Here is a 17271-nt window from a genome sequence, read left to right as displayed (position 1 = left end):
AGCTGAGCAGTGGCGGAACACTACATCCACGGCTTCAGTGATGAGGAACGCCGGCGTCTGATCGCGCAAGCGCAGATGCTCTCAACGCCGGTCTTCGACGGGCTCGACTTCAGTGGCGCTCAAAGCCTACTCGAGGTCGGCTGTGCCGTGGGCGCAGAGCTGCATTTGATCGAGCAGCATGCACCGCAGTTGGCACTGACCGGTCTTGACCTCAGCGCCCGGCACCTGCGGGCCGCACATGCCTGGCTCGCGCAGCACGAGCGCATCAGCCTGGTGCAAGGGGAAGCCCGCACCCTGCCCTTTCCCGACGATCGCTTCGATATTGGCATCACCATCTGGCTGCTCGAGCATCTCGACGATGCCGCAGCCGGGATCCGCGAGTTGCTGCGTGTGGTCAAACCGACCGGCTCGGTGATCCTGACCGAGGTCGACAACCACAGCTTCGGTTTCGACCCACCGCAACCGGCGATCCTGGCCTGGTGGGACGCCTTCAACCGCTTCCAGGCCGAACTCGGCGGCGGCGACCCCTACATTGGTGGCCGACTCAGGCAGATTGCCGAGAGCCTGGGTGCCGAGGTGCAGGTGGAAACCCCTCGAGCCGTCATCAGCAGCAGCGACACGACGCGCAATCGGGCCGATCAGCTTCGATACCTGCGCGATCTGCTCGAATCCGGCGCCGAGCGCATGCGTGCGCACGGCTATGCAACGGCCGAGATGCAGCGGGCGATGGCAACCGCGTTCGATCGGGCGCGATTGCAGCCAGACATCGCGTTTCATTACGGTGCGGTCAGGTTGATCTGCCGCAAGGGGTATCGATAGGGTTGCACCCAACCGCGCCCCGCATGAGGGTTTGCTCCACCGCCAGGCCAGTTGGGTACGCAGTCCCTTGGACGGATGGCTGTCAGGCAGCAACCTGGATCGGCACGCTGCGAGTTGGGCTAGAATGCAGCATCATCCGCGAACCGACGCCCGCCGGCCAGTCAGCGGCGAGCGCGCGGCGATCCACTAACGAGAACCGAATCCGCATGCAATGGGAACCCGTGATCGGGCTGGAGATCCATACCCAGCTCGCGACCAACTCGAAGATCTTCTCCGGCGCCTCGACGGCCTTTGGCGCTGAGCCGAACTCGCAGGCCTGCGCGGTGGACCTCGGCCTGCCCGGCGTGTTGCCGGTGCTGAACCAGGGGGCCGTGCAGCGAGCCGTGCAGTTCGGGTGTGCCATTGCCGCCGAGATCGCCCCGCGCTCGGTGTTCGCGCGCAAGAATTATTTCTACCCCGATCTGCCCAAGGGCTACCAGATCAGCCAGTACGAGTTGCCCATCGTCGGTCGTGGCCAGGTCGAGATCCTGCTCGACGACGGCGCGCTGAAGACCATCGGCGTGACTCGCGCGCATCTCGAGGAAGATGCCGGCAAATCCTTGCACGGGAGCTTCTCCGGTGCGGGTGGCGACCTGACCGGCATCGATCTCAACCGCGCCGGCACCCCGCTGCTCGAGATCGTCTCCGAGCCCGATCTGCGCTCGGCCGAGGAGGCCGTGGCCTACGCGCGCAAGATCCATCAGCTAGTGCGTTGGATCGGCATCAGCGACGGCAATATGCAGGAGGGCTCGTTCCGGGTCGATGCCAATGTCTCGGTGCGTCGCCCCGGTGAGCCCTTCGGCACCCGTGCCGAGATCAAGAACATCAACTCGTTTCGCTTCCTGCACAAGGCGATCGAATTCGAGATCGAGCGCCAGATCGACCTGCTCGAGGACGGCGGCAACGTGGTCCAAGAGACCCGGCTCTATGACGCCGACAAGGACGAGACGCGCTCGATGCGCACCAAGGAGGAGGCCAACGACTACCGCTACTTCCCCGATCCGGACCTATTGCCGGTCGAGCTCGACGAGGCCTTCATCGAGGCCGCCACCGCCGAGCTGCCCGAGCTGCCGGATGCGATGCGACAACGCTTCCGAGACGCTTACGGCATCAGCGACTATGACGCCGCGCTGCTCACCACGAGCCGCGCCACGGCCGGCTACTATGAGTCGGTGGTCGATCTCACCGGCGATGCCAAGCTGGCCGCCAACTGGATGAACGGCGCACTCGCGGCGGCACTGAACAAGGCCGGTCTCGAGATCAGCGAGAGTCCGGTGAGCAGCGAGCAGCTCGCCGGGTTGATCAAGCGCATCCAGGACGACACCCTCTCCGGCAAGATCGCCAAGCAGGTGTTCGAGGCGATCTGGGCCGGCGAAGGCGACGCCGATCAGATCATCGAGGCCAAGGGGCTGAAGCAGATCACCGACAGCGGCGCCATCGAGCAGATGATCGATGCCATCATCGCCGCCAACCCGCAGCAGGTCGAACAGTACCGGGCCGGCAAGGAGAAGGTGTTCGGCTTCTTCGTCGGCCAGGTGATGAAGCAGAGCCAGGGCAAGGCCAACCCGCAGCAGGTCAACGCCTTGCTCAAGGACAAGCTCAAGGGTTGAACCAGACCCCCGGAAGGCGGCACCCATGCAGGGGCCGCCTTCCGAAGGAACCCGCCAAGGGTCGGATCAGTGCCCGCCGCCCTTGAGCGAGGTGACGATCCCCTCAATGGTGTCCTTGGCATCGCCAAAGATCAGCGAGGTGTTGTCTTTATAGAACAGCAGGTTATCGACGCCTGAATAACCCGGCCGCATGGAGCGCTTGAGGAAGTAGACCTGGTGCGCCTTGCCGGCATCGAGGATCGGCATGCCGTAGATCGGGCTCGTGGGATCTTCCTTCGCGGCTGGGTTGACGACATCATTGGCGCCGACCACCAGCACCACATCGGTGCTCGGGAAGGCCGGGTTGATCTCGTCCATCTCCTGGACCTGATCGTAGGGGATATCGGCCTCGGCCAGCAGCACGTTCATGTGGCCGGGCATGCGGCCCGCGACCGGGTGGATCGCGAACGTCACGTCCACATCGCGCGCCTGCAGCAGTTCCATCATCTCCTTCAGCGCATGCTGCGCCTGCGCCACGGCCATGCCGTAACCGGGCACGACGATGACGCGGTTGGCATCCTCCATCCAATACACCGCGTCCTCGACCGAGGCCGATTTGACGCCCTTCTCGGCCGCCACCGCGCCGGCACTGCCGCTACTGCTGCTGTCGGTACCGAAACCGCCGAACACCACATTGATGATGCTGCGGTTCATCGCCCGACACATGATGTACGAGAGGATGGCGCCGGAGAAGCCGACCAGCGCACCGACGATGATCAGCAGATGATTGTGCAGGGTGAAGCCGGTCGCCGCCGCCGCCCAGCCCGAGTAGCTGTTCAGCATCGAGATGATCACCGGCATGTCGGCGCCGCCGATCGGGATGATCAGGGTGCCACCGAGGGCGAAGGCCAAGAGCGTCATCAGCACCAGCGAGACCCAGCTGCCGGTACTCGCGAAGTGCACCGCCAGCACGATGGTGGTGATGGCGATCAGCGCATTCAGCGCATGCTGGCCCAGGAACTTGATCGGCGCCCCGGACATGAGCCCCTGCAGCTTGGCGAAGGCGATCACTGAGCCGGTGAAGGTGATGGCGCCGATGACGATGCCAGCCGAGAGTTCGCCCATGAGCACCGCGTTCAGCGTGCCGGCCTGAGCGCGATTGATGAAGGTGCCGATCGCCACCAGCACCGCCGCCATGCCAACGAAGCTATGCAGCGCGGCGACCAGCTGCGGCATCGCCGTCATCTGGATGCGCAGCGCGACGACGATGCCGATCACCGCGCCGATGATGCCCGCGAAACCGATCAGCCAATAGCCCTGCACGGCGGCTCCGGCGAGGGTCGCACCGATCGCGATCGCCATGCCGAGCATGCCGAACAGGTTGCCGCGCCGCGCCGTGGCCGGATGGGTCAGCCCCTTGAGGGCGAAGATGAACAGGATCGCCGAGACCAGATAGGCCAGCGCCTGAGTGGTTGGGGAGAGTGGTAGTTCCATCGCGGATCAGCCCTTTTTCTTCTTCTTGAACATCGACAGCATGCGATGCGTTACCAGAAAACCGCCGAAGACATTGATGCTCGCGAGCAGTACCGCGAGAAAGCCGAAGAAGGAGGCCGCGATGCCGGCCTCCTCGAGCCCGGTGACTAGCAAGGCGCCGACCAGCACGATGCCGGAGATGGCATTGGTCAGGGCCACCAATGGCGTATGCAGCGAGGGTGTGACGCCCCAGACCACGTAGTAGCCGATGAAACAGGCGAGCACGAAGACATAGAGCGCGAGGATGGATTCGGGCATCCGGGGGACTCCGTATGATGAGTGAGTGGCAGCAGTTGGGTGGTGAGTGAGCGCCGCGCAGTGCGCCGAGTCGCGCTTCGCGCTCAGGCGCCGATGTCTGCGTCGGGAGGCAATCGCTCAGCGTTCGACCAGCATGGCCGCGGTGATCTCGTCCTCGGTCAGATCCTTGAGCACCGGACCCGCATCGGACGGATCGACCATGATCTCGAGCAGATTGGACAGATTCTTGGCGTAAAAGGCGCTCGCATCGGCCGGCACCAGCGACGGATAGTTGGTGTGCCCGACGATGATCACCCCCTGGTGCTCGACCACCTCATCGGGTTTGGAGAGCTTGCAGTTACCGCCATTGGCCGCCGCCAGATCGACGATCACCGAGCCGGTGCGCATGCGCTCCACCACCTCGGTGGTGATCAGCTCCGGCGCGGGCCGACAGGGGATGAGCGCGGTGGTGATGATGAGATGCGCCTTGGCCAACTCATCGGCGAGCAGTTGTTGCTGCCGCGCCTTGGCCTCGGCCGAGAGTTCCTTCGCATAGCCGCCCTCGCCGGCGCCGCTCTCGCCCAGATCCAGCTCGATCGGCTTGGCGCCGAGCGAGGCGATCTGCTCCTTGGTCTCCGGGCGCACATCGTAGGCGAGCACATCGGCGCCGAGCCGGCGCGCGGTGGCGATCGCCTGCAGCCCCGCGACGCCGGCGCCGAGCACGACCAGCCGCGCTGGCTTGGCCGAGCCCGCCGAGGTCATCATCATCGGCAAGAAGCGGCCGTAGTGAGCGGCGGCCTCGATCACCGCGCGATAGCCGGCGATGTTGCTCTGCGACGAGAGCGCATCCATCGACTGCGCGCGCGAGATGCGCGGCATGCGCTCCATCGCCAGCACCCGCACTCCGTTCTCGACCATGCGCGCCAGCAGTGGATCCTCGCCACAGCCCTCGACCAGGCTGATGTAGACACTGCCGGAGCGCACCGCGCGCGCCTCCTCCTCGCTCGGGCGGCGCACCTTCAGCACGATGTCGGCGGCGAAACAGTCCGCGCGCTCGACCAGTTGCGCGCCGACCCCGGCGTAGGCGGCATCGGGGTAGTGCGCGGCGACCCCGGCGCCAGACTCGAGCAGCACCTCGAAGCCTTTCGCGATGAGCTTCTTGGCAATCTCGGGGGTGGTCGCGACACGCCGTTCGCCGGCGAGCGTCTCTGTTGGTATACCAAGCTTCATGACAGTCGCTTCCGGTCTCTCTCGATTCATGGGTTCAATGCGAAGACGCGCATCCGCGGGCTCGACCTCAGCGCGTTGCCTCGACGCGCGCCATCAGCACCCGGCCTGACCTGCGGAGCGCGACTCCGCTGAAAGCGCGGCATTATCGACGCTTGGCAGCCTGATCACAATGACCCGATCATCAGCCCCCGGAATTGCGCAGACCACGCAGCACCTGCGCCGAGATCTCCTCGATCGACTGACTGGTGGTATCGAGTACCGGCACGCCGAGCCGCGCCAGCATCTCGTGCGCGAGGCGGATATCGTTGCGGCAGCGGGCCAGCGAGGCGTACTCGCTCCCCGGCCGGCGCTCCTCGCGGATCAGATGCAGCCGGCGCGCCTCGATGGTCAGACCGAACACCTTGTCCTTGACCGCGCAGACCTCGGGCGGCAGGGCCTCGCGCTCGAAGTCGTCCTCGGTGAGCGGATGATTGGCCGCGCGCAGCCCATAGTGGATGGCCAGATAGAGGCTGGTTGGGGTCTTGCCCGAGCGCGAGACACCGACCAAGACCACATCGGCATGGCGGAAGTTATCCGGGCGCATGCCATCGTCATTGGCCATGGCGAAATTGATCGCCTCGATGCGCTTGGTGTACATGCTCGGCTTGGTGATCGCGTGACTGCGACCCGATTGGCGGCTGGGCGAGACGCCGAGTTCTTCACTCAGCGGCTCGACGAACTGCTCGAAAAGCTCCAGATGGAAGCAGTCGCCCTGCTTGAGAATGTCCGCGATCCCGCTATCGAGCATGGTCGAGAACACTAGCGGGCGGGCGCCATCGCGTTCGGCGGCCTCACGCATCCGTTGCTTGAGCGCCTGCGCTCGTGCTTCGGTATTGATATAAGGCATGTAGACCTGTTCGAAATCGACGTTATCGAATTGCGAGAGCAGGCTCTGACCGAGGGTTTCGGCGGTGATGCCGGTACTCTCGGAGACAAAGAAAACGGTTCGCTTCATTGGGCTGTGATGCAAATCAATGCGGCTTGAGCGGTGGAAACCAGATAGTAGGCGATGGTGACCCGCGCCGTCGCGGGCCCGTTGCGGGATCAGGCTGTACGTGCTCGGTCCAGGCGCAAGCCACGACTGACCGCGATCTTCTCGACGGTACTCGATCATTTGGAGACCTCCCAATCATGGCGACCATCAGTAACGACCAAGACCTCCGTGACCTGCTGGAGAAGCTCCCCGTCGACCAGCAGCGGGTTATCGGACTACGCTTCGCAAAAAGCCTCGCTCATCTCAGCCGCGATGAGCGCGTCAAGCGCGCGATCGAAACCGGATTGCATCAGGACGCCTCGGCACCGGAGCTTGAAGATGCCTACCGCGCGGCCAAAGCCTGGTCGACCAAAACCTATACTGACTGCGGCAAGGATACCGACTGGCTCGCACAAGCCGACCACTTTGTCGCCGCTGCGGTTGCTGCCGCGCTGACCCCGGACAGTCTGCTCGACAACAAAACCAATCGCGCTTGGAAGGCCGCCATGCACGCGCGCATGGCCAACAACTTCGAGCTCGTCGAAGGTGATAGCGACGCCCATCTCGATGAGGTCAAGCGTCAGTACGAGATCGCCGACGACTTCGTGGACAGCGTCGGCTGATCACCAGCGGCCGAGGCACAAAAGCGCGGCAGTGAACGGGGGCCGAGCGTTCGCGTCCGTGCTCAGCCCGGCGCGCCAGGCGGATGCGCCTCAGCGGCCAGGATCTCGTCATAGACCGACCACGCATCAGCCGCACGCTCGGCGGAAATCCGCTCGATCGCGTGGCCTAGGTGGACAACGACGAAATCCCCGACCGCCAACTCGGCCAGGTCGAGCATCAACAAGCTCACGTTGCGCTCGACCCCCTTGGCCTCGCAGCGTGCGCCGAAGCCGTTGATCTCGCGTATCTGCATTGGGATGCCCATGCACATGGTGCGCGTCTCCGTCATGATATGGCACATGCTCAAGGCTAAGCTGCGGGCTTGCCCCATCGCAAGCGGCTGACATCAATCCGTATGCCGATGAGCCCGTTCATGCCCCCCGCTGCCCTTTGCCATCGGGGATTGTTGACTCACTCACCAGAGGCACTGCCATGTCCGGCACAGGCACCCTGATCCTTGGTCTCGGCAACGTTTTGCTCACCGACGAGGCGGTTGGTGCCGCCGTGTTGCGTACCCTCGAGCAAACCGCCGAGATCGACCCCGACCTCAAACTCTACGATGGCGGCACCCTGAGCTTCACCCTCGCCGGGCCGATCGGCGATGCCGCGCGCCTGATCGTCGTCGACGCCGCCGCGATGGGCGATCCACCCGGCACCGTCCGACTCTTCGAGGGCGAGGCCATGGATCAGCAGCTGAGCAAGCACGCCAAAAGTGTCCATGAAGTCAGCCTCGCGGACCTGTTCGATATCGCCCGTCTGACCGACACTCTCCCGGCCCAACGCGCCTTGATCGGCATCGAGCCCCAGCAGGTCGACTGGGGCGAGCAGCTCACGCCCCCGGTTGCGGCGGCGGTACCCGAGGTGATTGACCAGATCCAGGCCTTACTGCAACGCTGGCGGCAAACCGTGCTTTAGGTCAAACACGACCGGATAAGCAATGTCTAACATAAGTGACAATCGATGGAGGTTAGCTGATGGCGGAGCTCGCCGACATACCCATTCACATCGCGCAGCCCGAAGCCGAGCCCCAGCATTTTGGCAATGCGCTGCCGATTCTGAACGAGATCCGCCATGCGCTCGAGCGCTTTGCCGAGCAAGGCGAGCCGACCCGCATCGACCTCGCTGCAATGCCATTTGGCCCCGGCGACGAGGATCGTCTGATGGCATTGCTTGGGCAGGGCGAGGTTGAGGCCAGCGTTGATGCGCTAGGACCAACTCGCGTCTGGGAAACCCGCTTCCCCGGTGTTTGGGTCCTCGATTACGCCAATGTGGAAGGCGAGCGCATCGCGTTGCAGATTGAGGTCGACGAGGTTCCTCAGATGCTGCGCACTCAGCGTGCCGACATCACCGATTCATTGGCCGCGTTGGATGCAGCGCTTGCGGCGGCAACCACGGCCGATCCGGCGGGTGAGCCCCGCCCCTGATAGCCAATCTTCCAGCAATGGCAGGAGAAACGATGGCCTCATCGAAGACCTTGGGCGAGAGCCTGCGCCAGCACGGGGTGTCACGCCGTGGATTCCTCAAATTCTGCGCCGCGACGGCGTCGATGATGGCCTTACCCCCAAGCATGGCTCCCGCGATTGCTCAGGCACTCGAGCAGGCGCGCCGGCCCTCGGTGATCTGGCTCTCGTTTCAGGAATGCACCGGCTGCACCGAATCCCTCACCCGCAGTTCCTCGCCGACCCTCGAGAACCTGATTTTCGATGTCATCTCCCTCGATTATCACCATACGCTACAGGCCGCGGCTGGCGACGCCGCCGAGCATGCGCGCGAGCAGGCGATGGAGCTGAACGCCGGCGAGTATCTGGTCGTCGTCGATGGCTCGCTGCCTGGCCCCAATGCCAACCCCGGCTATTCGACTATCGCCGGCATCAGCAACTACGAGATGCTGATGGACACCATCGAAGGTGCCGCTGCGGTGGTCGCGGTCGGCACCTGCGCCACCTTCGGTGGCCTACCCAAGGCCGACCCGAACCCAACCGGCGCGGTTTCGGTGCAAGACCTAGTCAAGGACAAGCCGGTGATCAACGTCTCTGGCTGCCCACCAGTCCCCATGGTGCTCACCGGTGTGCTCGCCCAGTTCCTCACCTTCGGCACCCTCCCCGAACTCGACGAATATGGGCGCCCGCGTGCCTTCTTCGGCCAATCGATCCATGACCGCTGCTATCGCCGCCCGTTCTACGACAAGGGTAAATTCGCCGAGGCCTTCGACGATGAGGGCGCCAAGGCCGGTTGGTGCCTGTATCGGCTCGGCTGCAAGGGGCCGATGACCTACAACGCCTGCGCGACCATGAAATGGAACGGCGGCACGAGCTGGCCAATCGAAGCCGGTTATCCCTGCCTTGGTTGTTCCGAGCCCGAGTTCTGGGATGCCGGCGGCTTCTACAAGCCGTTGTCCGTGCCCACCGGGAGCCCGGGCGATGTGCTTGTCACCGCCGGCGCCGTGGGCGCCGCGGTCGGCGTTGGCGCGGGCTTGATGAGTCGCCAGCAGAATAAGCACGCCGTTAAGCACCATGACAAGGTCACCGCCGATCAATTAGAGGAGACGCTGTGATGACCTCGATGGACTTCCTACTCTTTATCAAGGGCCCGATGTTCAGCATTGCTGTCGCTATCTTCGCGCTCGGCATCCTGGTCCGACTGTTCGAGATCCTCGCGCTCGGACGCGCCCATAATTACGCCGCCGCCCGCGGCAATGAGATCATCCCCGGGCTCAAGACCATCTACCGCCGCTTCAACCCCGACCCGGGCACCTTCAAGCGCTCCACCTTCGATGTTCTCGTCGGCACCCTCTGGCATGTCGGCTTCGTCGTCGTGCTGCTGCTGTTCATCCCGCATATCGAGCTGATCCAAAGTACCATTGGCATCGGCTGGCCAGGGCTGCCGAACCCCGTCGTCGACGCGGTCACCGCGATCACCTTGCTCGGCCTGGTGGCAGTGCTGATCCACCGCTTCAGGCAGCCCGTGAAGCGCTTCCTGAGCACGCGTGAGGATTATCTGATCTGGCTGGTGACCTTTCTGCCGGTCCTAACCGGTTACTTGGCCTATCACCGATTGATCAACCCGTATCCGCTGGCGCTAGGGCTGCATATCCTGAGTGCTGAGGTCTTCCTCATCGTACTGCCCTTCACCAAGCTCTCGCATATCTTCACCGCCTTCGTCGCGCGCTATTACAACGGCGCCATCTTCGGCCGCAAGGGGATTCAGTCATGACCCAGGGTGCCAACCACTTTTCCCTCGAGCGCGGGCTCAATGCTTGGCGCGAGGAGATTGATGCGCCGGTCGCGTCCTTCTTCTCGAGCTGTGTGCATTGCGGCCTCTGCGCCCAGGCTTGCCCGTTCTTCGTCGAGACCGGTGATCCGAAGTACACCCCGATCCATAAGCTCGAGCCGATGCGGCTGCTCTGGGAACAGGAGTACACCGTCTGGGGCAAGCTGAAGAAGCTCATCAAGGATCGTATTGACGCCAAGCTCGGGCGCGAGTCCAAGCCCCTGATCACCGACGAGATGCTCGAGGAGTGGGAGCCCCTACTCTACGACTCCTGCACCATGTGCGGACGCTGTTCGATGGTGTGCCCGGTAGGCAACGATATCCACTATATGATCCGCAAGGCACGTGAAGGCATGGTCGCTTCCGGTCATTCACCCGAGGGACTCCTCGCCGCCTCGGTGCGCGCGGTGAATACCGGCAGTCCGATGGGCCTGCAATGGAAGACGCTCGAGGTGCAGATCAAACACGTCGAGACCGCTACCGGACTCGAGGTTCCGATCGACAAACAGGGCGCGGACTTTCTGGTGCTGCTCTCATCGATGGAGATCATCAACTTCCCCGAGTATCTGGAAGCCATCACTAAGATCTTCGACCACGCGGATGTCAGCTGGACCCTGAGTAAGACCTGTTTCGAAGCCACCAACGCCGGTATCCAGATCGGTTCCAAGGATATCGCCGCGACCCTTGTCCAGCGTGTCGTCGATGCCGCCGAAGAGCTCCAGGTCAAGAACGTGATCAGCCCCGAGTGCGGCCATGCCTACACGGCCATCCGTTGGGAAGGGCCGAATGCGATCAAGCGCGCCTATCCATTCAAGGTCTACCACATCATCGAGGTCTTGGATCAGCTGCGCACCGATGGGCGTATCAAGACCGAAGGCAAGGAGATGGACCGTCTGTCGATGCACGATCCCTGCAACCTGGCACGCAAGAGCGGCGTGGTCCAGCAGCAGCGCAGCCTGATGGATCTGGTCGCCGGCGATTTTGTCGATCTGCAGGAGCACGGAGAACTCCAGTGGTGCTGCGGCGCCGGCGGCGGTGTCAGCTCCAACGAGCGTGCCGAGCCGCTGAAGCTGGCCGCGTTCAAGCGCAAGAAGGCACAGATCGAAGAGGTCGAGCCCGAACGCATGGTGACCATGTGCGCGACCTGCCGCACCCAGCTCGAGGAAGGGCTCGAGGAGTTCAACATGGACATCCCCGTGGTCGGACTGACCGAGATGATCGCCGACCACCTGGTCGAGAAAGAGAAGGCTGAACAATCATGAGCGAGCGCGTCGTCGTCGACCCCATCACCCGCATCGAGGGTCATCTGCGCATCGAGGCGGAGATGAACGGCCAGGACATTGCCAAGGCCTACTCGTCCGGCACCATGGTGCGCGGGCTCGAGATCATCCTGCGCGGGCGTGATCCGCGCGACGCCTGGGCCTATGCGCAGCGCATCTGCGGCGTCTGCACCCTGGTGCACGGCATCGCCTCGGTGCGCTCGGTCGAGGACGCACTGAACTACTCGATCCCGCCCAACGCGCAGTTGATCCGCAATCTGATGATCGGTGCCCAGTTCATCCATGACCATGTGATGCACTTCTATCATCTGCACGCGCTGGACTGGGTGGACGTGGTCTCGGCACTCAGCGCCGACCCGGCCGCGACCTCGCAGCTCGCGCAGCAGATCAGCGCCAAGACCGCCGCCGATCTGGGCACCAGCAGTTGGGGCAAGTCCTCGCCGGGTTATTTCAGCGACATCCAGAAGCGGGTCAAGACCTTCGTCGATGGCGGCCAGCTCGGCATCTTCGCCAACGGCTACTGGGGCCACCCGGCCTACAAACTGCCGCCCGAGGCCAATCTGATGGCGGTCGCGCACTATCTGGAGGCGCTGGCCTGGCAGCGCGATGTGGCCCGCCTGCACGCCATCTTCGGCGGCAAAAACCCGCATCCGAACTTCATCGTCGGCGGCGTCGGCTCGCCGATCGATCTGAACTCGGACTCGGCGATCAACTCGAAGAAGCTGTCTCAGGTACAGGACATCATCAAGTCCATGCAGGCCTTCGTCGAGCAGGTCTACATCCCGGATACCCTGGCCATTGCCGGGTTCTACAAGGATTGGGCGCAGAAGGGCGAGGGGCTGGGCAACTTCCTATGCTATGGCGATCTGCCCTACAGCGGTGCAAACGCCGACCGTAGCGACATGACGGACCTGCTGTTCCCGCGCGGCGCCATTCTCAACCGCGATCTCAGCACCATCCATCCGGTCGACCTGCATGCCCAGAGCGAGATCCAAGAATTCATCGCCCACGCCTGGTACGACTACAAGGATGGCAAGCAGGCAGGCCTGCATCCCTACCAAGGCGAGACCAAGTTCGACTACGACGACCGCGGTGGCCCAAAGCCCCCGTACCAGCAGCTCAACGTCGACGACGGCTATTCCTGGCTGAAATCACCGCGCTGGAACAGTCACTCGGTCGAGGTCGGACCGCTTGCGCGCATGCTGCTGCTCTATGCCGACAGCAGCGCACCGGCCCACGCCCAGGCCAAGGAACTGGTGGACTATTCACTCAGCACGCTGGATCTACCGGTCGAGGGACTGTTCTCGACACTCGGGCGCACCGCCGCGCGTACCCTGGAGTCGAAGCTCGTCGCCGATGCGATGCAGACCTGGTACGACGCCTTGATCGGCAACATCCGCGCCGGCGACACCCAGACCTTCAATGAGGCATTTTGGGACCCTTCAAGCTGGCCGAAGCAGGCCCAGGGCGCCGGCATTATGGAGGCACCGCGCGGTGCACTCGGCCATTGGATCGTGATCGAAGACGAAAAGATCGCCAACTATCAGGCGGTGGTGCCCTCGACCTGGAACGCCGGTCCGCGCGACCCATCCGGCGTACCGGGCGCCTATGAGGCAGCGCTGGCCGACAACACCCAGCTCCACGACCCAAAGCAGCCGATCGAGATCCTGCGCACCATCCATTCCTTCGACCCCTGTATCGCCTGCGCTGTGCATCTCTCGGATCCCGAGACCGGCGAGCAGATCGAGATCAAGGTCAGCTAAGAGGGCGTCGGCGATCGGCAGCCGACGCATTCTCGGTGCGGGGTCTCACGCAACCGATGTTTGGCATGTGCAAATGGCGTATCATGCGGCCTCGTTGTAACCGTCGGCAAGCCAGTGCATGGGCATGACGCTACTCCACACTGGCTTAGAATCCTTAGCCGACATCAGTGCGAACACTAACCCTTGAGGCTTCGCAATGGATCTGGCGACCATAATCGGCATGCTTGGCGCGATCATCCTGGTTGCGATCGCCATCTCGCTCGGCGCGTCACCGATCATCTTTGTCAACCCGATCGGCCTCATCATCGTCGTCGGCGGCAGCTCAATGATCGTGCTCTCGCAGATGAGCTTCGCCGAGGTCCGCTTGGCGGCGAAAGCTGTGGTGCGGGCCTTCAAGTCGACCCTGCCGGACATGATGAGCACCATCGACGAGATGCTCGAGGTCTCGAAGATGGCGCGCAAGAGCGGGCTCCTGGCCCTGGAGAACCACGAGGCTAGCTCCACCTTCCTCGCGCGTGGTTTGCAGATGCTGGCCGATGGCTATTCGCCGGACATGCTCAAGGAGGTGCTCGACAAGGAGCGCCTGATGACGCTGGATCGCAACCGCGCCGGTGCTCGCGCCTTCAGCCTGCTCACCGATGTCTCGCCGGCGATGGGTATGGTCGGCACCCTGATCGGTCTCGTCGACATGCTCGCCAATATGGACGACCCCTCCAAGATCGGCCCCGCCATGGCGGTTGCTCTTCTGACGACCCTGTACGGGGTGTTGATCGCGCAAATCATCGCCAACCCCATCGCCGAAAAGCTGGAGCTGAGAACTCAGCAGCAAGAGCGCTTACAGGCGCTCTGGACCGATGCCCTGATGGCGATTCAACAGGGGCGTAACCCCAGGGTTGTCGAGCAGGTGCTGCTCACCTACCTGCCCCAAGAGCAGCGCGAGAAACGTCAGGAGGATCTGGCAGCGCAGGAAGCAGGTCAGGCACCTGGAACCGCGTAAGCACAAGGACGCCTACATCCATGTCAACCGACGGCCATAAGGGAAGCAAGGTACCACGCTGGATGGTGACCTTTGCCGACCTGATGACGCTTCTGCTGACCTTCTTCGTCTTGCTGCTCTCGTTCGCCGAGATCGATGCCATCCGCTTCAAGCGCCTCGCCGGTGAACTCCAAAAAGCCTTCGGCGTACAGCGAGAGATCCCGGCGGATGCCATCCCCATGGGCACCAGTCCCGTGTTGCAGGATTTCTCGCCAGGGCGTCCGCAGCCGATCCCGGTCGACGAGATCCGCCAGCGCACGACACCCGAGCGCCCGACGCTCGCTGCCGGCGATATCGACTCCCGCGTCGAAACCCGCCTCGATGCCATCGAGCAACAGATCGTGCAGACCGTTCAAGATGCCGACCCCGACGGCAATGTCGCCGTCGAACGCGAGGGGCTCGATATCATCCTCCGCATCGACGAGCAGGGCAGTTTTCCGTCCGGTTCGGCACAGATCAGCACCTCATTCAGGCAGCTCCTTGGGATACTGTCCACTGAACTCACCGACATCCCTGGATACATCGCCGTTGACGGCCACACCGACAATGTCCCGATTAGAAGCCAACGGTTCCAGAGTAACTGGGATCTTTCAGCCATGCGTGCTGCGACCGTAACCAACGTCCTCCTCGAAAACCCCGAACTCGACTCGGGTCGCTTCATCGTACTCGGCCATGCCGACACCCGACCGCTGGTGCCCAATGACACGCCCGAGCAACGCGCGAAAAACCGCCGCGTCGAACTCTCGATCCGCGCCGGTGAAGCGATCGAACGAGAATTGGGCTTGCGCGCCCCGATCCAGGATCCCACCGAGCAAATCGTCCAAGACAATATCGACTCCGATAAGGAGCCGATCGACTTCGAAGTGCGCTTCGAGCAGGGGCTGGAGGCGATCGAGCCGATCGACTTCGAGGCATTTGTCGTCTCGCAACAAGCGCAGCAACCGGACAGGATCGAGCCCGACGACGAGTCGATCGATGTTGAGGTGCTTTACGAGCAGGGGCTGGACGCGATCCAGCCCATCGACCTCGAGGCCTTTTTCGCCGTCGAACCGGTTGATCTCGAGGTCCGCTTCGAGCAAGGACTGGAGACGATCGAGCCCATCGACCTCGAGGCCTTTTTCGAGGCAGCACCAGTGTCAGAGCAGGAACAGGACGCAGACGCGGACACGAACGAACCTGAATAGGCACCCGGCGACCGTTCACAGGTTCGGCTGTCCGCGTTACCGCTGCTCCACCTCTGCGTTCAACGCGTCAGCGAGACCGCGAGACCTGTCTCCTGTGGCTCGGCGAGCCGCTGGATGACGATGCCGGCGAGACTGAGGCCGAACAGGCCGGGCAGATAGCTGATGGTGCCGTTCACGGCGCGCGCGCGACCACGCGCGCAAGGCTCGGGCGGCAGTGGCGGACGCGGTGGCTCGTCCGACCAAACGGCTGTGATGCCCCGCGCGTAGCCCCGTCGGCGCAGGTGTTGCCGCACCTTGCGCGCCAGCGGGCAGCCCCCGCTGTCCATCAGATCACCTACTCGCAGACGGGTGGGATCGAGCCGACCGCCGGCGCCCATGCTGCTCACGATCGGGATCGCCGCATCCAAGGCCGCGCCGAGCAAGGCCAGCTTGCTGCCGAGACTGTCGATCGCATCGATGATCTGATCGAAGCCGCCCTCGCGGACGCATGTCGGCAGTTCCTCGGCCGTCAGGAACGTCGGGATCGCGGTCACTCGGCAGGCTGGATTGATCTCCAGGAGGCGCTCGCGCATCACCGCGACCTTGGGCTGGCCGAGGGTACTGTGCAGGGCACAGAGCTGGCGATTGAGGTTCGATGCCGCCACACGATCGCCATCGGCCAGGATCAGCTCACCAACCCCGGCGCGCGCCAGGGCCTCGGCGGCGAACGCGCCGACGCCGCCGAGGCCGGCGACGAAAACGCGCGCCGCGCGCAGGCGCTCGACGCCCTGATCGCCGATCAGGATGCGGGTCCGCGCCGAGAGCGGATCATCACCCGCCGCCGAGGTCATCCGCGCGACCCTCCTCGGTCTCGAGGCGTAGCAGTCGACGCGCGTTCGCCGTGGTCTGGGCGGCCAGCGCGGCGGGCGCCGCCTGGCGCACCTCGGCGAGCGCGCTCAAGACTTCGGGCAGATAAGCGGGGCTGTTGCGCTGATACTGATGCGAGGCAACGGTCAGGTCCGGCGCATCGGTCTCCAGCACGATGGCCTCGAATGGCAGCTCGGCGGCCAGGCGGCGCAGCCGGGTCGAGCGCTCGAAGGTCAACATGCCGCCGAAGCCGAGGCAAAAGCCGTGCTCGATGTAGCGGCGCGCCTGCTGCAGGCTGCCGTTGAAGGCATGGGCGCTGCCGCCGATCACCGGCGTCTCGGTGAGCAGGCGCAACATCTCCTCATGCGCCTTGCGCACATGCAAGAGCACGGGCAGGCGGGCATCACGGGCCAGAGCAAGCTGGGCGCGGCAGAGGTCGAGCTGACGCTCGCGATCGGCATCCTTGGCATGGAAATCGAGCCCGATCTCGCCGACCGCGACCGGTGTGTCGGTCTCGAGTCTGCGCTCGAGCGCGGCCAGATCGCCGTCGCGATGGCGCTCCAGATAGACCGGATGGAGGCCGAGCGCTGGATAGAGCCCCTCGTCGCCCGCGCAGAGTCCGAGTAACCTGTCCCAGCCGCCGGCATCGATGCCAGGCACGACGATCGCCTCGACCCCAGCGGCGCGCGCGGCCGTCAGCACCTCGGCGCGATCGGCATCGAAGTCGGCGACATCGAGATGGCAATGGGTGTCGATGAGACGCATCGTTC

18 protein-coding genes are annotated in these 17271 nt (G+C 63.9%); 11 read left to right on the top strand and 7 right to left on the bottom strand.

What is annotated here, in order from left to right; all coding sequences use genetic code 11:
• Nucleotides 1-9: 9 nt before the first annotated feature.
• Nucleotides 10-819, top strand: coding sequence for a methyltransferase domain-containing protein (locus CCR82_RS15785; RefSeq protein ID WP_201246770.1), 810 nt, complete (start codon nucleotides 10-12; stop codon nucleotides 817-819).
• A 206-nt stretch (nucleotides 820-1025) separates the two neighbouring features.
• Nucleotides 1026-2468, top strand: coding sequence for an Asp-tRNA(Asn)/Glu-tRNA(Gln) amidotransferase subunit GatB (gatB, locus tag CCR82_RS15780; protein WP_201246769.1), 1443 nt, complete (start codon nucleotides 1026-1028; stop codon nucleotides 2466-2468).
• A gap of 66 nt (nucleotides 2469-2534) precedes the next feature.
• Here gatB and CCR82_RS15775 read toward each other — a convergent pair whose 3' ends face one another.
• The 4 genes from CCR82_RS15775 to ppsR form a co-directional block, all read right to left on the bottom strand.
• The gene (locus CCR82_RS15775; protein WP_201246768.1) at nucleotides 2535-3941 is read right to left on the bottom strand and encodes an NAD(P)(+) transhydrogenase (Re/Si-specific) subunit beta; all 1407 of its coding nucleotides are present in this window, start codon (nucleotides 3939-3941) and stop codon (nucleotides 2535-2537) included.
• Between the two features lie 6 nt (nucleotides 3942-3947).
• Complete coding sequence (locus CCR82_RS15770) at nucleotides 3948-4238, bottom strand: proton-translocating transhydrogenase family protein (RefSeq protein WP_201246767.1); 291 nt, start codon at nucleotides 4236-4238, stop codon at nucleotides 3948-3950.
• Nucleotides 4239-4355: 117 nt separating this feature from the next.
• Nucleotides 4356-5447 carry a Re/Si-specific NAD(P)(+) transhydrogenase subunit alpha gene (locus CCR82_RS15765; protein WP_201246766.1) on the bottom strand — a complete coding sequence of 364 codons (1092 nt, stop codon included), beginning with the start codon at nucleotides 5445-5447 and terminating at the stop codon, nucleotides 4356-4358.
• Between the two features lie 181 nt (nucleotides 5448-5628).
• Complete coding sequence (ppsR, locus tag CCR82_RS15760) at nucleotides 5629-6441, bottom strand: phosphoenolpyruvate synthetase regulatory kinase/phosphorylase PpsR (RefSeq protein ID WP_201246765.1); 813 nt, start codon at nucleotides 6439-6441, stop codon at nucleotides 5629-5631.
• 176 nt (nucleotides 6442-6617) lie between these two features.
• Here ppsR and CCR82_RS15755 point away from each other — a divergent pair, with 176 nt between their 5' ends.
• Entirely contained in the window at nucleotides 6618-7082 is a 465-nt protein-coding gene (locus CCR82_RS15755) for a hypothetical protein (protein WP_201246764.1), read from the top strand.
• Between the two features lie 62 nt (nucleotides 7083-7144).
• Here CCR82_RS15755 and CCR82_RS15750 read toward each other — a convergent pair whose 3' ends face one another.
• Complete coding sequence (locus CCR82_RS15750; RefSeq protein ID WP_420827341.1) at nucleotides 7145-7411, bottom strand: HypC/HybG/HupF family hydrogenase formation chaperone; 267 nt, start codon at nucleotides 7409-7411, stop codon at nucleotides 7145-7147.
• A 143-nt stretch (nucleotides 7412-7554) separates the two neighbouring features.
• Between CCR82_RS15750 and CCR82_RS15745 the strand changes: the two genes are divergently transcribed.
• The 8 genes from CCR82_RS15745 to CCR82_RS15710 all read left to right on the top strand — a co-directional run bounded on the left by CCR82_RS15745 (nucleotide 7555) and on the right by CCR82_RS15710 (nucleotide 15655).
• Nucleotides 7555-8037, top strand: coding sequence for a hydrogenase maturation protease (locus tag CCR82_RS15745; RefSeq protein ID WP_201246763.1), 483 nt, complete (start codon nucleotides 7555-7557; stop codon nucleotides 8035-8037).
• 59 nt (nucleotides 8038-8096) lie between these two features.
• A complete protein-coding gene (locus tag CCR82_RS15740; protein ID WP_201246762.1) occupies nucleotides 8097-8546 on the top strand; it encodes a hydrogenase expression/formation C-terminal domain-containing protein in 450 nt (149 codons plus the stop codon).
• Nucleotides 8547-8578: 32 nt separating this feature from the next.
• Nucleotides 8579-9676: a hydrogenase small subunit gene (locus tag CCR82_RS15735; protein ID WP_201246761.1), complete on the top strand. Its 1098-nt coding sequence runs from the start codon at nucleotides 8579-8581 to the stop codon at nucleotides 9674-9676.
• Nucleotides 9673-10335, top strand: a complete 663-nt coding sequence (locus CCR82_RS15730) for a hypothetical protein (protein ID WP_201246760.1) — start codon at nucleotides 9673-9675, stop codon at nucleotides 10333-10335. The genes CCR82_RS15735 and CCR82_RS15730 overlap by 4 nt, the downstream gene beginning before the upstream one ends.
• On the top strand, nucleotides 10332-11654 hold the full coding sequence (locus CCR82_RS15725) for a (Fe-S)-binding protein (protein ID WP_201246759.1): 1323 nt from the start codon (nucleotides 10332-10334) through the stop codon (nucleotides 11652-11654). The genes CCR82_RS15730 and CCR82_RS15725 overlap by 4 nt, the downstream gene beginning before the upstream one ends.
• On the top strand, nucleotides 11651-13435 hold the full coding sequence (locus tag CCR82_RS15720) for a nickel-dependent hydrogenase large subunit (RefSeq protein ID WP_201246758.1): 1785 nt from the start codon (nucleotides 11651-11653) through the stop codon (nucleotides 13433-13435). Before CCR82_RS15725 ends, CCR82_RS15720 begins: the two co-directional genes overlap by 4 nt.
• A 196-nt stretch (nucleotides 13436-13631) precedes the next feature.
• Complete coding sequence (locus CCR82_RS15715) at nucleotides 13632-14432, top strand: MotA/TolQ/ExbB proton channel family protein (protein ID WP_201246757.1); 801 nt, start codon at nucleotides 13632-13634, stop codon at nucleotides 14430-14432.
• A gap of 20 nt (nucleotides 14433-14452) precedes the next feature.
• Nucleotides 14453-15655: a flagellar motor protein MotB gene (locus tag CCR82_RS15710; protein ID WP_201246756.1), complete on the top strand. Its 1203-nt coding sequence runs from the start codon at nucleotides 14453-14455 to the stop codon at nucleotides 15653-15655.
• Between the two features lie 59 nt (nucleotides 15656-15714).
• Here the strand turns inward: CCR82_RS15710 and CCR82_RS15705 are convergent, their stop codons facing one another.
• Nucleotides 15715-16485, bottom strand: coding sequence for a tRNA threonylcarbamoyladenosine dehydratase (locus CCR82_RS15705; RefSeq protein WP_201246755.1), 771 nt, complete (start codon nucleotides 16483-16485; stop codon nucleotides 15715-15717).
• Entirely contained in the window at nucleotides 16466-17266 is an 801-nt protein-coding gene (locus CCR82_RS15700) for a TatD family hydrolase (protein ID WP_201246754.1), read from the bottom strand. The genes CCR82_RS15705 and CCR82_RS15700 overlap by 20 nt, the downstream gene beginning before the upstream one ends.
• Nucleotides 17267-17271: the final 5 nt, after the last annotated feature.

This window comes from Halochromatium salexigens (assembly GCF_016653295.1).
Classification (GTDB): Bacteria; Pseudomonadota; Gammaproteobacteria; order Chromatiales; family Chromatiaceae; genus Lamprobacter; species Lamprobacter salexigens.
Note: the sequence above shows the minus strand (reverse complement) of the source record. Positions and strands in the feature narration are given on the sequence as shown.

Bases quoted from the DNA above. Each gene is read 5' to 3' on its own strand.
- CCR82_RS15745 (WP_201246763.1), top strand. From the start codon at position 7,555: ATGTCCGGCACAGGCACCCTGATCCTTGGTCTCGGCAACGTTTTGCTC.
- CCR82_RS15750 (WP_420827341.1), bottom strand. From the start codon at position 7,411: ATGACGGAGACGCGCACCATGTGCATGGGCATCCCAATGCAGATACGC.
- CCR82_RS15700 (WP_201246754.1), bottom strand. From the start codon at position 17,266: ATGCGTCTCATCGACACCCATTGCCATCTCGATGTCGCCGACTTCGAT.
- CCR82_RS15755 (WP_201246764.1), top strand. From the start codon at position 6,618: ATGGCGACCATCAGTAACGACCAAGACCTCCGTGACCTGCTGGAGAAG.
- CCR82_RS15715 (WP_201246757.1), top strand. From the start codon at position 13,632: ATGGATCTGGCGACCATAATCGGCATGCTTGGCGCGATCATCCTGGTT.
- CCR82_RS15705 (WP_201246755.1), bottom strand. From the start codon at position 16,485: ATGACCTCGGCGGCGGGTGATGATCCGCTCTCGGCGCGGACCCGCATC.
- gatB (WP_201246769.1), top strand. From the start codon at position 1,026: ATGCAATGGGAACCCGTGATCGGGCTGGAGATCCATACCCAGCTCGCG.
- CCR82_RS15710 (WP_201246756.1), top strand. From the start codon at position 14,453: ATGTCAACCGACGGCCATAAGGGAAGCAAGGTACCACGCTGGATGGTG.
- CCR82_RS15720 (WP_201246758.1), top strand. From the start codon at position 11,651: ATGAGCGAGCGCGTCGTCGTCGACCCCATCACCCGCATCGAGGGTCAT.
- CCR82_RS15775 (WP_201246768.1), bottom strand. From the start codon at position 3,941: ATGGAACTACCACTCTCCCCAACCACTCAGGCGCTGGCCTATCTGGTC.
- CCR82_RS15735 (WP_201246761.1), top strand. From the start codon at position 8,579: ATGGCCTCATCGAAGACCTTGGGCGAGAGCCTGCGCCAGCACGGGGTG.
- CCR82_RS15770 (WP_201246767.1), bottom strand. From the start codon at position 4,238: ATGCCCGAATCCATCCTCGCGCTCTATGTCTTCGTGCTCGCCTGTTTC.
- CCR82_RS15740 (WP_201246762.1), top strand. From the start codon at position 8,097: ATGGCGGAGCTCGCCGACATACCCATTCACATCGCGCAGCCCGAAGCC.
- CCR82_RS15725 (WP_201246759.1), top strand. From the start codon at position 10,332: ATGACCCAGGGTGCCAACCACTTTTCCCTCGAGCGCGGGCTCAATGCT.
- CCR82_RS15765 (WP_201246766.1), bottom strand. From the start codon at position 5,447: ATGAAGCTTGGTATACCAACAGAGACGCTCGCCGGCGAACGGCGTGTC.
- ppsR (WP_201246765.1), bottom strand. From the start codon at position 6,441: ATGAAGCGAACCGTTTTCTTTGTCTCCGAGAGTACCGGCATCACCGCC.